The sequence below is a fragment of the Streptomyces sp. NPDC001492 genome (assembly GCF_053597275.1).
The window spans coordinates 76233-89262 of the sequence record NZ_JBSFHW010000028.1 but is presented as its reverse complement, the minus strand read 5'-3'; the positions used below and the strand labels follow the sequence as shown (position 1 = coordinate 89262).

The following is a 13030-nucleotide window of genomic DNA, read 5'->3' as shown; positions in this document are numbered from 1 at the left end:
CCGACTCGGCTTGCCGGCAAAGGCGTCGCCGCCGGCGCTGAAAGGCGATGCGGTCACTGGACTTCTTGTCGGCGAGCCCGCCGCCGGTGGCGCGTAGAGCAGGTACGGCCCGGACGAGGTGCGGATCACCGTCGGGTCGTGCACGACGGTGGAGCAGGTGACCGTACCGGGATTGGGGTACGCCGACGCGGTGCAGGGAACTGGTGACCGCGGCCTCGGCGGGTGCACTCCGAACGGCCGACGCGGCACGTGAGTTCGACGCGCTGTTGAGCTCCTGAGTCCGGGACCGATCCTGCAGAGGAGCAGCTCCTGATGACACCGGCGGCGGATGCAGGCAGGCGAGGGGAAACCCTCTTTCTCATGGCCCGTTCCGCATCGACGATGGGCGACAACATGTACACCGTGGCCGTGGTCTTCGCCGCGCTGCGGGCGGGCGGCAGCAGCGCCCTCGGCGTCGTACTCGCCGCGGAGATGCTGCCGAAGTTGCTGCTGAGTTCGCTCGCGGGGTGGGCGGGCGACCGCTGGCGGCCGGCCTCGATACTGATGCTGGGCGATCTGGCGGCCGGCTGTGTGACCGCATGCGTCGCGGTGATGATCGCGACGGGCCACAACAGCGTCGTGATGCTCGCGACCGCGTCGGTCCTGCTCGGCGCGGCGACCTCTTTCTTCGATCCCGCCGCCCTCAAGCTCATATCCACAGGCTTCGCCAAGGAACGCCGCAAGGACCTCAACGCCCACCTCGGCATCGCTTCGAGCGTCTCCAGGATTCTGGGCCCGACCCTGGCGGGGTTCCTGGTCGCCGCCGCCGGGACCGCAGGCGTGGTGGCGCTCAACGGGATGTCGTTCCTCGCGAGTGCCCTGCTCTTCGCGGCCGTCGGACGGACCGTCCCCCGCCGGACAGGTCAACGACGCAGCCACGGCAGCGAAGATGCCGGCCGCGTCACGGCAGGCTTCCGTGACTACTTCCGCATCGGCTGGCTGTGGCGCCTGGGAGTGCAGACCAACGTGGTGCTGCTGTTCGGCGTGGCGCTGCTCAATGTCGCGGGCCCGGTGTACGCCGCCCAGACTCACGGCGGCGCCAAGGCGTGGGGCCTGGTGCAGGCCTGCAACGGCGTCGGCTGGTTCACCGGGCGAGTGGTGGCGCGGCGGTATCACTTCCGCCGTCCGGCCCAGGCCGCCGCCGTCTGCCTCCTCGCCGTCGCGCTGCCCGTCCTGGTCATCGGCGTGAACGGCGGCCTGCTGCTGCTCGCTGCGGCCCAGGCGGTGAGCGGCTGCGGGCTCGCCCTGCGGTCCACCCTGTGGGGCGGCCTGGTGGCGACCGCGATCGACGAGTCCGTCATCGGCCGGGTCGTCTCGGTGGAGCAGATCATGGGTCTGCTCACCACCAGTGCGTCCATGGCGGTCGTCGGAGGGCTGGTGAGTGCCCTGGGATTGCGTGTGATGCCACTGGCCGGTTTCGCGGCCGTCGTCGCGATCAGCGTCACCGTGGCGGCAGCCCCCACGCTGCGGCAGTTGACCGAACCGTCCCTGCCCCAGGAGGCGGGCTCGTGAATGCGATCAGGAAGCACGGCATCCGGAAGGTGCGGACCGCCCGGCGACCGGCCGCCTTCAGGGCGGGCCAGTGGGAGCCCGTGGGGGCCGACGACTCCGCCGGAACCCCCACGGGCCGTGCGCCTCAGTTCGCCGGGCACTCCTTCCACGCCATGTGGTACACCGTGCTGATGTTGCCGTCGGTCGAGTCCATGGTCATGAAGCTGACCTTGCCGGGGTTCGCCGTTCCCGCGCTCACTCTGAGTTCGGTGTTGATGTTGAAGTTGCGCTGAACTCCGCAGGGTGCCCAGACCAGTTGGGCCCAGTCGGTGGAGTCGGTGGCCTGCCAGTCGTCGTTGTACGAGCCGCTGAACGGGTGGGTCTTGGGCACCGTGTTCGAGGAGCCCTGGAAGTAGTACGAGGCCTTCTGCGTCGCGGAGGCCCCCGGCTGGAGCGAGAGGAAGCCCCGGTAGTCGGCGCTGGCGATGGCGTAGGTGAAGCCCTGGGGGACGTGCACGATCAGGTTGAGCTGGCAGTTCTTGCGGAACGCCGTGGGGTCGGAGTTGCCGCCGGCCTGGGCGAGGTACTGGCTGTAGGTCACCGTGAAGGCCGTGTTGTCGGGGGAGACGGCGACGGCCGCGGTGCCCTGGGGGCAGCCGGAGCCGTTCACGGTCGCCACATCGATGACGATCTTGTCCGGGGGCGGGTTGTCGAACACCCCGGACGAGCTGTGCGCGGGTATCGCGGTGGTGAGCAGAGCGGCTACCGCGCCGCCCAGAAGGAGTGCACCAGGCATGGTCTCTCCGGTTCTGTGAGTGGGGGGTGGCACACCTCGGCCCGGCCCGGAACCCTTGAAGAAACCATGGGGATCCTGTGAAGGCGCGAGGCGATCGCATCGTAGGGAGGCACGCCCGAACCGGTCAGGGCGAACTCAAGCCATTCACAGGTGGGGATTTCACACGGCGAACGTCCGGTCCGCCAAAGCCGCGGCCGCGCTCACAGCAACGGCTCGATGATCTTCGCGAGCCGTGCCTCCGTCACCGCCCCCATCCGCACCGCCGCCACCTTCCCGGACGAGTCGACGACGATGGTGAACGGCAGCCCCTGCGTGGTCACCACGCCCCGCGGCAGCCTCAACAGCTGCTTGCCCGACGGGTCGTGCAGGGAGGGGTAGTCCAGCCGGTACTGCTTCTGGAAGGCGAGACCGGCACCCCGGCCGCCGTCGTTGTCGAGGCCCAGTACGCGCAGCCCGCGGGCGCCGTACTTCTTCTGGATCTTGTTGAGCTCGGGGGCCTCCGCCCGGCAGGGAGGGCAGTAGGAGGCCCACCCGTTGATCAGGACGACCTTGCCCCGGTAGTCGGAGAGGCTGACCGTGGTGCCCTCCAGGGAAGGCCCGGAAAGGTCCGGAACAGCGGGACGCTCGCCCTCCTTCCAGGTCCTGATCAGCGGATCCCCGGGACTGGTGTCGCTGATCGGCGCCGGGGAGGAGCAGCCGGCGAGGACCGCCGCGCAAGCCGCCGCCACCACCGCGTACAGGTGTCGAGTCCTCGTCATCGGCCGGCCACTCCCCCGTGCAGTTCGTCCGTCCCCGTCCCGCTGAGGACGACCTCCAGGCTCCCCGACCGCCAGACGCACAGCACCCACGCGGCCGGCAGCTGGAGCGTGTACAGCGCCACGATCGCCATGACGAACGCCCAGTCCGCCGGTGCGCCGTCGCCCTCGGCCCATGCCGACACCCCCCAGCAGACCAGCAGCGCCGCCAGGTAGACGGACCCGTCGACCAGCATCACGCGCCAGCGCGGCAGGGGCGCCAGCAGCCGCCGTGCCAGCACCAGGGAGACGGTCGCGGCGCCCACGAAGACCGCGTGCCACGGGTTCTTCCACCAGAAATCGGCCCAGCCCCCGACACTGCCGCCGGGCGCGGCCTGCCAGGCCAGGTCCACGCCTGCCCCGACCAGCCAGGACAGGACAACGACGGTGAGCGCGTAGGAAACGGCGCCCCGCCAAGTGACAGTCACGTCACTCCCCCTTTCGTCGGCGGGCCCCAACTGCGGCCCGCCACACGATCATTGTGCTCCCGGGCACCGCGGGGACCGGGTCCGGGGTCGACGGCGGGCTGTCCTAACGTTCTGTCCATGCCGTCGATACGTCTGCGCCCGACCCGACTCACCCTGGCCGTGGGCGTCTGCCTCCTCGCCGGCGGTGCCGCCCTCGCCGCCCATGGCTTCACCTACACCGATGCCGACGCCGGCGTACGCCCCGCCAGGTTCTCCGGCGCACCGCACTGCCACCGCATCGCCGACAGCGCCCCGGCCTCCCTCGGCGGCCTGTCCCGCCGGGACAGCAGCCTTCCCGGGATCGCCGTCTGGGGGGACCGGGACATCGTGCTGCGCTGCGGTGTCACGCCTCCGGGAGTCACCGGCGACCCGTGTTTCGCGGTCGACGGTGTGGACTGGGTGATGGACCTGGCGCAGTCCACCGACACCAGAAAGGTGATCGTCACCTACGGCCGCGACCCGGCGACCCAGGTCGTCTTCGACGGCTCCAGCCAGACCGACGCGGCCCTGATCGACCTCTCCCGGACCGTCTCCTCCGTCAGGCAGACGTCCCACTGCATCGAGCGCGGCTGACCCGCTACGGGTTCTCCCAGGCAGCCGGCTCCGCCGCCAGTTCCCGTACCGGCTCCGGCAGGGCGTCCGCCGCGATGTCCGCGATGGTGACGCCCTCCAGGATGCGGCGGACGTTGGCCCGCAGCGCGATCCACAGCGGCAGCAGCGGCTGCGCGGACCCCGTGTACTCCAGGCCGGTGGGCCGCTCCCCGCGCACGGACACGATCGGGCCGTCCACCGCCCGGATCACATCCGCGACCGTGATCCGCGCGGCCTCGCGGGCCAGCCGGTAGCCGCCGCCTCCCCCGCGCCGGCTGTCGACGATGCCGCCGCGCCGCAGATCGCCGAGGATCCCCTCCAGGAACTTGTGCGGGATCTCCTGCGTGGCGGCGATGGCCTCCGCCTTCACGGGCCCGTCGTCCTGCCGGACCGCAAGTTCAAGAACCGCCCGTACCGCGTAATCCGCCCGTGCCGAGATCCTCATACGACCATTGTGATGGGTGCGGCCGTACACAATGACCTCGCACGATGACCTCACACGCGCCGCCGACCGGCCGGCCCGACGGGAGGCTCCCTTGGGGCTCAGCAGACGTACCTTCAACGCCCTCGCCGGCACCACGGCCCTCGGTCTGGCCCTGGGCGGCAGCGGCGCCATGACCTGCGCCTACGCCGCCCAGACCGCCCCCACGGGCCCGCCGCCCGGCACACCGGGCGCGGACGGGCGGCGGCACACGGTCGGCTTCGACCGCTACTCGCTCCTCGTCGACGGCAGACGGCTGGTGGTCTGGTCGGGCGAGATGCACCCCTTCCGGCTGCCGAGCCCGTCCCTGTGGCGCGACGTCCTGCAGAAGATGCGCGCCCACGGCTACAACACGGTCAGCATCTACGTGTCGTGGAACTACCACTCCCCCGCCCCGGGGCAGTACGACTTCACCGGAATCCGCGACCTGGACCTGTTCCTGCGGACGGCGAGCGAGACCGGCCTGTACGTCATCCTCCGCCCCGGCCCCTACATCAACGCCGAGATCGACGGCGGCGGCTTCCCCGGCTGGCTGGCGGCCACCGAGGGCCGGGCACGCACCGCCGACCCGACGTATCTGTCGTACGCCGACGAGTGGCTGACCCGGGTGAACGCCATCGTCGCCCGGCATCTGTACACCAAGGGCGGCGGGACGGTCCTGCTCTACCAGATCGAGAACGAGTACGACGCCTTCGTCAACGAGCCCACCGGCCGTGACTACATGGCCCACCTGTACCGCAAGGTCCGCTCCGACGGCATCGACGTACCGCTCTTCCACAACGACAAGGGCAGGAACGGGTACTGGATCCCCGGCTCCTTCGACACGGGCGGCGAGAAGGGCCGCTGGCTGTACGGCTTCGACGGCTATCCGTCGCCCACCCTGACCCCGCCCGACTGGGGGCACTTCGGGGTCGGCGGGGCGAAGGGCGGCGCGACGGCCAGCCCCCAAACCCCCGGTTTCGTACCGGAGTTCGGGGGTGGCTGGTTCGATCCGTGGGGCGGTGCCTGGTTCGGCGGGAAGGGCTACGCGGAGTCGCGGCGGCTGCGGGACGCGGCGTACGAGCGGCGCTTCTACCTCACCAACCTCGCCAACGGCATCACCCTGCACAGCGTCTACATGACCTTCGGCGGCACCTCCTGGGGCTGGCTGCCCGCACCGGTCGTCTACACCTCGTACGACTACGGGGCGGCCATCGACGAGGGCAGGCAGCCGACCGCCAAGCTGATCCCGATGCACCAGCTCGGGCATCTGCTGCGGCACTTCCCCGACTTCGCCAAGCTGGACCGCGCGGCGGACGTCGAGGCGGACGCCGCGGCGGAGGGGCTGAAGGTGTACCACCTGGCCAACCCCGACACCGGCGCCCATGTGTACGTCCTGCGCAACGACGGCGAGGTGCCGGTCGCCTCCGAACTCCCCCTGCACGGCGCCGAACTCCCCGTCCCCGTGGCCGTGCCGGCGCAGGACGCGCGGCTGCTGGCCGCCGGGATCAGGCTGGGGCGGCGGAAGCTGCGCTATTCCAGCGCCCAGCCCATGCTGGCCCTCACCGCGGGGCGGCAGGAGATCGCCGTGCTGACCGGGCGGCCGGGAGAGGACACGGTGACCGCGCTGGAGTGCGCGAGCGAGCCGGCGGTCACCGTGCTGGAAGGGGAGGCCGAGCACGCGTACGCGGACGGGCTGCTGCGGATCGAAGCCCAACTCGACGGTCTCACCCGGGTGTTGGTGAGCGGCGGCGGAACCTCCACCCCCCTCCTCCTGTTCCTCGCCGACGACGAGACCTCCGTACGACTGTGGCCCTACGACACCCCGTCCGGCTCCGTTCTCGTGTACGGGCCCGCCCTGTTGCGGACCGCGGCCGTCGACGCAACGACGGTCCGGCTGACCGGGGACACCATCGAAGCCGCGGACCTGGAAGTGTGGGGGCCGCGCGGTATCCACGAACTCACCTGGAACGAAAGGGCGTTGAAGGCCCACTCGACCTCCTCCGGCAGCCTGCGCGCCGCGCAGCCGCTGGCCGGTGTCGGGGCGGTCGCGCTGCCCGTGCTGAGCAACGGCTGGCTGCGGAAGACGGAGAACCCCGAGTCGGCCCCCGCCTTCGACGACTCCTCCTGGACGCCCGCCGACAAGACCACCAGTCACAGCACCACACCGGTCCCCGCCGGACAGCCCGTTCTCTTCGCCGACGACTACTCCTTCCACTACGGCGACGTCTGGTACCGCGGGCGCTTCACCGACGCGACCGGCGCCGAGTCCGTGTCGCTCGCCTACAGCACGGGCACGCAAGGGCTGCTGATGGCCTGGCTCGACGGGCGGCCGCTGGGCACGCACCGGATGCCCGTTCCGGACAACAAGACGGTACGGAAGGGGAGTTGGGCGGCCACGGCCGTGTTCACCGTGCCGAAGGAGCTGCGCACGGACGAGCCGCATGTGCTGTCGGTCCTCGTCCGCCGTATGCAGCGCGACCAGGACGGCACCTCGCAGGACACGCACAAGGTGGCCCGCGGGCTGACGGCGGTCACCTTCGCGGGGGCCGCCCCGCAGCTGAGCTGGCGGCTCCAGGGCGAGACGGCGCCCGACCCCGTGCGCGGGCCGCAGAACAACGGCGGGCTGTACGGGGAGCGCAGCGGCTGGCATCTGCCGGGGTACGGCGACGGCGGCTGGGAGCCGGTGCAGCTGCCGCGGGCGGACCGGCGGCAGGGGGTGACCTGGTACCGGACGACCTTCCGGCTCGCGGTCGACGCCGGCACCGACGCCTCCGTCGGGCTGGTCCTCGACGACGACCCGGTCCGCGCCTACCGCGTCCAGATCTTCCTGAACGGCTGGAACATGGGCCAGTACATCAACGACGTGGGCCCTCAGCACACCTTCCCGCTCCCGAACGGGATCCTGCGCACACGTGGCGCCAACACGCTCGCCCTGGCCGTCCTGTCCGACGGCACCACACCCTCGGGACCGTCGGACGTACGGCTGACACTGCTGGGCGCGGCGGCCGGAGGAGTACCGGTGGCACCGGTGGCCTCCCCCGGCCGGTCGGCATGAGGTCCTAGGCCAACCTGATCACGTTCCAGGACAGCGGTTCCAGTACGGCGGTGAGGGTGCCGTCCCGCAGGGCGGTGCCCTCGACCGTGTGCGGGGCGACCCGCTCGGGGTCGTCGAGGGTGTTGCGGGCGTCCGGGTCGGCGTCGGCGAGGGCGCTGTGCTCGACGACCTCCGTCAGGTCCAGGCCGTTCAGGGCGATTTCGAGGGGCAGCGCCCCGGTGCGGCCGCGGTTGACGGCGAAGACGGTGACGGTGCCGTCCTCCGCGCGCACGGCGGTGGCGTGCAGGAGGTCCGTCTCGCCGTACCTCCGGGTCTCGTACGTCGGTGAGTCGACCCGGACGTCGAGGACCTGGCCGCGGCCGTACCGCGAGGCCTGGGCGAAGGGGAAGAAGGTCGTCTGGCGCCAGGCCGGGCCGCCGGGCTCGGTCATGATCGGGGCGATGACGTTGACCAGCTGGGCGAGGCAGGCGACGGTGACACGGTCCGCGTGCCGCAGGAGTGCGATGAGGAGCGAGCCGAAGACCACGGCGTCCAGGACGCTGTAGTTGTCCTCCAGGAGGCGGGGTGCCTCCGCCCAGTCCCGCGCGCCGGAGTTCTCGATCTCGTGCCACTTCGAGATGTACCAGACGTTCCACTCGTCGAAGGAGAGGTTGATCTTCTTCTTCGACTTCAGCTTCGCGCCGATGTGGTCGGCGGTGGCGACCACGTTCTCGATGAAGGACTCCATGTCGACGGCGGAGGCCAGGAAGGAGTCGATGTCACCGTCCTCGGGCTGGTAGTAGGCGTGCAGGGAGATGTGGTCGACGAGGTCGTACGTCTCCTCCAGGACCGTCGCCTCCCAGGCGGCGAAGGTCGGCATGGACTGGCTGGAGGAGCCGCAGGCGACGAGTTCGACGCCCGGATCCATCTGGCGCATCGCGCGGGCGGTCTCGGCGGCGATCCGGCCGTACTCCTGGGCGGTCTTGTGGCCGGTCTGCCAGGGGCCGTCCATCTCGTTGCCCAGGCACCACAGCTTGATGCCGAAGGGGTCCTTGTCGCCGTGCGCGGCACGGAGGTCGGACAGGGCCGTGCCGGCGGGGTGGTTGGCGTACTCCTGGAGTTCGAGGGCCTCGGCGACGCCCCGGGTGCCGAGGTTGAGGGCCATCATGGGCTCGGCCTGGGGGCCGATCTTCTTCAGGAAGGCGATGTACTCGGAGAGGCCGAAGCGGTTGGTCTCGGTGGAGCGCCAGGCGAGGTCGAGGCGGCGGGGGCGGTCCTCGACGGGGCCGACGGAGTCCTCCCACTTGTAGCCCGATACGAAGTTGCCGCCGGGGTAGCGGACGGCGGTGACGCCGAGTTCGCGGACGAGGTCCAGGACGTCGGTACGGAGGCCGGCCTCGTCCGCGGTGGGGTGGCCGGGTTCGAAGATGCCGGTGTAGACGCAGCGGCCGAGGTGTTCGACGAAGGAACCGAAGACACGGGGGTTGACCTCGCCGATGGTGAAGGCGGGGTCGAGGGTGAAGCGGGCGGTGCTCATTTTTTCCTTTCCAAGGTTCGGATTCGCCTGCCGTTCGGGTCGTCCCATGCCCTGCCTTCCTGCCCTGACTGCTCGGTATCCTGCCCTGGCGTACCGTTCGGTATTTCGAAATATGCTCGTAACTTCGAACGGGACCGTAGAGAGGAAGCGCTTACCAGTCAATGGGTTGGGCAGGACTTTCCGGCCAGGGCGACAGTTCGGGGTTGAACGACGGCGTAGGCTCGGACGGCCTGTCTGTGGCGTCGGAAGGGGGAGCGATGGACATCGCCGCCGGACTGCGGCGCTCGCGGAGGGTCTCCGGGATGCGGAAGCTGACCAACGGCCTCGGGGCGGCGGTGCGGGCAAGACCGCGCCCGCCGGCCGATGCACGGGAGCTGTGCCGGGCGCTGTGCGAGGAGATGACCGTGCTGCGCGGCGGGCGGCCGGTGGAGCTGCGCTTCGAGCGGTTTCCCGACGAGATCGAGGTCACCGGGCTGTGGGTGGAGTTCTCCGACTTCGACCTGGTGATCGTCGAGGAGCGGGCCGAGGCGGTGCAGCAACTGGTCATCCTCGGCCATGAGTTGTGGCATCTGCACGCCGGGCACAGCCATCACCATAGGGCGGGGGCGGCGCTTGCCGACCGCCGCACGTGGAACGCCTTCAAGGACGCAGCCTTGTCGGTGGCCGCGCGCGACGGTTCGCGCGTCGCCGACGAGGCGGAGGCCGACGACTTCGGGCACCGGCTCGCGGCCGCGTTCCGGCCGCTGCTGTCGGGGCGGGACGCCGACGCGCCGCTCGGCCGTATCCAGCGGTCCCTGGGCTACCGCGGGCGCGGGGGAACGGGGCGGTGACCGCGGCCCTCGCCCGACTGGCCTGGTCCCCCGCGGGTTTCGTCAACGAGTTCTACCCGTCCTTCTGGTGGATCCCGGCCGGGGTGCTGACCGCCGCGCTGGCGATCAAGCTGCCGACCATCGTGCGCCTGTGGAGCGATCCGCTGCTGCGCGCCGTCGGCGGTGTACTCCTCATCGCCTGCGCGGTGTTCGTGTTCGTGGCGCCGTCGACGATCGCCCGGGTCAACCGGGTCACGGGCGTACCGAACATCTCGGCGCCCTGGGTGTACTCGCTGCTGACGGCGTTCTGCGGCTCGTGCCTGCTGCTGATCATCGCGTGGCGCAACGGGCTGTCCGACCGCTCGGCGTCGACCGTGCGCGCCGTGCGCTGGGTGGTGGCGGGCTCCCTCGGGGTGATCGCCGCGCTGTGGGTGCTGTTCGCGCTGGCGGACGCGCCGGTGGAGCGCCTCCGGGACCTGGACACGTACTACGCCAACACGCCGTACATGCGCGAGATGATCCTGCTGTATCTGCTCGCGCAGGCGGTGGCCACGGTGATCACCTCGGGGCTGATCTGGAACTGGGTGCGCACCGACGGGCTCGACGCGTGGCTGCGCTGGGGCCTGAAGTTCCTCGGGGTCGGCTACGCGGCCCAGCTCTCCTTCTACGCGGTCAAGTTGCCCGCGGTGGTGGCTCGCTGGACGGGCCATGACCTGGACTGGCTGAGCACGGCCGTGGCACCCCCGCTGGCCTGTCTCTCCGCCCTCCTGATCGCGGTCGGCTTCATCCTGCCGCACGCGGGTCAGTACCTGGCCGAGCGGTGGCGGGTGCGGCTCGCCCACCGGCGGCTGCGGCCGCTGTATCTGCTGATGCGTTCGGTCAACGGGGGTGGCGTGCCGTTCGTGCTGCGGGGCACGCCGGAGCTGCGGCTCATCCGCCGGGAGACGTTCATCCGGGACGCGCTGCTTCCGCTGGCACGGCGTATCGACGAGGGCGGTCGCCGACGGGCGTACGAGGCGGCGCTCGCCCTGGGCCACGACCCTGCGCGGGCCAAGGCGCTCGCCGCCGCGGTGGCCATCCAGGATGCCGTCGAGGCTCGGCGCTGGTCGGTGGACGCGGAGGGTCACCATGACCCGGATACGACAGATCTGCTGCGGGAGATCGGGGAGGTGTCCGAAGCTCTGCGGCGGGCTGAGGAGCTGGGGGCGGTGCGGGAGCGGGTGGGGGGTGTTCCCCGGCCGGGGGTGCGGAGCTGAGCCCTGCGGGGCCTGGGGTGGGGGGGTGTGCTTGCCCGCGCTTGCGGGGTGCCGCCTGCGCCCACCCGTCCCGCCCCAGGCGGCGCAGGGCCCGCGGCTACCCCAGAAACGCCGGCTGGGGCAGGCCCTTTCCCGCACCCGGGACCACCAGCAGGGAGCCCGCCACCGGGTGGGGCGCCGTGAGGCCCACTCGGGCTGTGGTGATGTACAGGTCCGTGAGGTCCGGGCCGCCGAAGGCGCAGGCGGTCACGCGGGGGGTGGGGAGTTCGATCACGCGGTCCAGTTCGCCGTCGGGTGTGTAGCGGCGCACCGCTCCGCCGTCCCACAGCGCCACCCACACACAGCCGTCGGCGTCCACCGTCAGGCCGTCGGGGAAGCCGGCGCCGTCCTCGATCTGCGCGAACCGGCGGCGGTCCGCCACCCGGCCGTCCTCGTGGTGGAAGACGTCCACCTGCCGGGTGGGCGAGTCGACGTAGTACATCAGGCGGCCGTCGGGGCTCCAGCCGGTGCCGTTGCTCACGGCCACGTCGTCGAGGACGAGCTCGACCGAGCCGTCACCGGTGATCCGGGACAGCGTGCCGCCGCCCGCGGCCTCGTCGTAGCGCATGGTGCCCGCCCAGAGGGAGCCGTCGGGGGCGACGGCGGCGTCGTTGGCACGGCGGCCGGGGACGACCTCGCGGTGCAGCCAGCCGAAGGTGCCGTCCGGGTCGACGAGGCCGACCCCGTCGCGGAGATTGAGCACCAGCCCGCCGCCGGCCCTCGGCTTCGCCGCGCCCACATGCTGGTCGGTGACACGGGTCGTACGACGGCCGGTCACCGGGTCGTACGTGTACACCCGCGCGCCCAGGATGTCGATCCAGATCAGCCGCCCGGCCGCCGCGTCCCAGGTCGGCCCCTCGCCCAGGGTGGCCTCGGCGCGCACCGCCACCTCGTACGCCGTCATGCGACGGTCCGGTGGCCGAGGCGCTCCGACAGCTCGACGGCGCCCTTGGCGGCGAGCTGCTCCAGCTCGGCGCGGCGCTCGTCGCTCCAGCGGATCATGGGCACGGAGATCGAGAGGGCGGCCACGACCTGCCCCGTACGGTCCCGCACGGGCGCCGCCACACAGCTCACATCCGGGTTGGACTCACGGCTCTCGACCGCGATCTGGCGCTGCCGGATCTGCGCCAGGGCCTCGCGCAGGGCGGACGGCTCGGTGATGCTGTTGGGAGTCATCGCGACGAGCTCGGCGTCGTCCGGGATCCGCGCCGTGAGCTCCTGCTCCGGAAGGGAGGCCAGCAGCATCTTCCCCACCGACGTGCAGTGCGCCGGCAGCCGCCGCCCGGCCGCCGACACCATACGCACCGCGTGGGTGGAGTCCACCTTGGCGATGTAGATGACGTCGGTACCCTCGAGGATCGCCACGTGCACCGTCTCGTCACAGGTCTCGGCAACGGACCGGGCCACCTGCTGCCCCTCGGCCGCGAGGTCCAGCTGCTCGGCGTACCGGCTCCCGAGCTGGTACGGACGCACACCGAGCCGGTAGCGTCCCGGCTGCCCGGGCACCTGCACGATGTACGACCGGGCGGCGAGCGTGGTGACCAGCTCGTGCACGGTGGTGCGCGGCAGCTGCAGCTTGCGCACGATGTCGGGGGCGGAGAGCGTCCCGTCCCCGTCGAGGAAGAGCTCAAGAATGTCGAGAGCCCGAGTCACGGCAGGTACCAGGCGACCCACGACCGGCCCCCTCCCTTGTTGTCCGAGGATGTTGAGGTTC

At 71.3% G+C, this 13030-nt stretch carries 12 protein-coding genes; 5 read left to right on the top strand and 7 right to left on the bottom strand.

Features of this window, described 5'->3' with window-relative positions; all coding sequences use genetic code 11:
- The first annotated feature begins 360 nt into the window (after positions 1-360).
- Positions 361-1551, top strand: coding sequence for an MFS transporter (locus ACWC1K_RS31320; protein ID WP_450836316.1), 1191 nt, complete (start codon positions 361-363; stop codon positions 1549-1551).
- A gap of 124 nt (positions 1552-1675) precedes the next feature.
- Here ACWC1K_RS31320 and ACWC1K_RS31315 read toward each other — a convergent pair whose 3' ends face one another.
- The 3 genes from ACWC1K_RS31315 to ACWC1K_RS31305 form a co-directional block, all read right to left on the bottom strand.
- Positions 1676-2326, bottom strand: coding sequence for a DUF4360 domain-containing protein (locus ACWC1K_RS31315; protein WP_450836315.1), 651 nt, complete (start codon positions 2324-2326; stop codon positions 1676-1678).
- A 200-nt stretch (positions 2327-2526) separates the two neighbouring features.
- Positions 2527-3084: a TlpA family protein disulfide reductase gene (locus tag ACWC1K_RS31310; protein ID WP_450836314.1), complete on the bottom strand. Its 558-nt coding sequence runs from the start codon at positions 3082-3084 to the stop codon at positions 2527-2529.
- Positions 3081-3548: a hypothetical protein gene (locus ACWC1K_RS31305; protein WP_450836313.1), complete on the bottom strand. Its 468-nt coding sequence runs from the start codon at positions 3546-3548 to the stop codon at positions 3081-3083. Before ACWC1K_RS31305 ends, ACWC1K_RS31310 begins: the two co-directional genes overlap by 4 nt.
- A 117-nt stretch (positions 3549-3665) precedes the next feature.
- Between ACWC1K_RS31305 and ACWC1K_RS31300 the strand changes: the two genes are divergently transcribed.
- Entirely contained in the window at positions 3666-4160 is a 495-nt protein-coding gene (locus tag ACWC1K_RS31300; protein WP_450836312.1) for a DUF3515 family protein, read from the top strand.
- A 4-nt stretch (positions 4161-4164) separates the two neighbouring features.
- On the opposite strand, the gene ACWC1K_RS31295 is transcribed toward ACWC1K_RS31300, so the two are convergent.
- Positions 4165-4623 carry an RrF2 family transcriptional regulator gene (locus tag ACWC1K_RS31295; RefSeq protein ID WP_115908355.1) on the bottom strand — a complete coding sequence of 153 codons (459 nt, stop codon included), beginning with the start codon at positions 4621-4623 and terminating at the stop codon, positions 4165-4167.
- A gap of 91 nt (positions 4624-4714) precedes the next feature.
- Between ACWC1K_RS31295 and ACWC1K_RS31290 the strand changes: the two genes are divergently transcribed.
- Positions 4715-7696: a beta-galactosidase gene (locus ACWC1K_RS31290; RefSeq protein ID WP_450836311.1), complete on the top strand. Its 2982-nt coding sequence runs from the start codon at positions 4715-4717 to the stop codon at positions 7694-7696.
- A 4-nt stretch (positions 7697-7700) separates the two neighbouring features.
- Here the strand turns inward: ACWC1K_RS31290 and arfA are convergent, their stop codons facing one another.
- A complete protein-coding gene (arfA, locus tag ACWC1K_RS31285; RefSeq protein ID WP_450836310.1) occupies positions 7701-9212 on the bottom strand; it encodes an arabinosylfuranosidase ArfA in 1512 nt (503 codons plus the stop codon).
- A gap of 257 nt (positions 9213-9469) precedes the next feature.
- On the opposite strand from arfA, the gene ACWC1K_RS31280 reads away from it, so the two are divergent.
- The gene (locus ACWC1K_RS31280) at positions 9470-10042 is read left to right on the top strand and encodes a toxin-antitoxin system, toxin component family protein (RefSeq protein ID WP_450836309.1); all 573 of its coding nucleotides are present in this window, start codon (positions 9470-9472) and stop codon (positions 10040-10042) included.
- Positions 10039-11277 (top strand): MAB_1171c family putative transporter, encoded by a 1239-nt coding sequence (locus ACWC1K_RS31275; protein ID WP_450836308.1) that lies wholly within the window; start codon positions 10039-10041, stop codon positions 11275-11277. Before ACWC1K_RS31280 ends, ACWC1K_RS31275 begins: the two co-directional genes overlap by 4 nt.
- A 97-nt stretch (positions 11278-11374) precedes the next feature.
- On the opposite strand, the gene ACWC1K_RS31270 is transcribed toward ACWC1K_RS31275, so the two are convergent.
- A complete protein-coding gene (locus ACWC1K_RS31270; RefSeq protein ID WP_450836307.1) occupies positions 11375-12220 on the bottom strand; it encodes an SMP-30/gluconolactonase/LRE family protein in 846 nt (281 codons plus the stop codon).
- Positions 12217-12990, bottom strand: a complete 774-nt coding sequence (locus ACWC1K_RS31265; RefSeq protein WP_450836306.1) for an IclR family transcriptional regulator — start codon at positions 12988-12990, stop codon at positions 12217-12219. The genes ACWC1K_RS31270 and ACWC1K_RS31265 overlap by 4 nt, the downstream gene beginning before the upstream one ends.
- Between the last annotated feature and the right edge of the window lie 40 nt (positions 12991-13030).

Coding starts and splice junctions, on each gene's coding strand:
- ACWC1K_RS31320 (WP_450836316.1), top strand. CDS start 361: ATGGCCCGTTCCGCATCGACGATGGGCGACAACATGTACACCGTGGCC.
- ACWC1K_RS31315 (WP_450836315.1), bottom strand. CDS start 2,326: ATGCCTGGTGCACTCCTTCTGGGCGGCGCGGTAGCCGCTCTGCTCACC.
- ACWC1K_RS31310 (WP_450836314.1), bottom strand. CDS start 3,084: ATGACGAGGACTCGACACCTGTACGCGGTGGTGGCGGCGGCTTGCGCG.
- ACWC1K_RS31300 (WP_450836312.1), top strand. CDS start 3,666: ATGCCGTCGATACGTCTGCGCCCGACCCGACTCACCCTGGCCGTGGGC.
- ACWC1K_RS31295 (WP_115908355.1), bottom strand. CDS start 4,623: ATGAGGATCTCGGCACGGGCGGATTACGCGGTACGGGCGGTTCTTGAA.
- arfA (WP_450836310.1), bottom strand. CDS start 9,212: ATGAGCACCGCCCGCTTCACCCTCGACCCCGCCTTCACCATCGGCGAG.
- ACWC1K_RS31280 (WP_450836309.1), top strand. CDS start 9,470: ATGGACATCGCCGCCGGACTGCGGCGCTCGCGGAGGGTCTCCGGGATG.
- ACWC1K_RS31270 (WP_450836307.1), bottom strand. CDS start 12,220: ATGACGGCGTACGAGGTGGCGGTGCGCGCCGAGGCCACCCTGGGCGAG.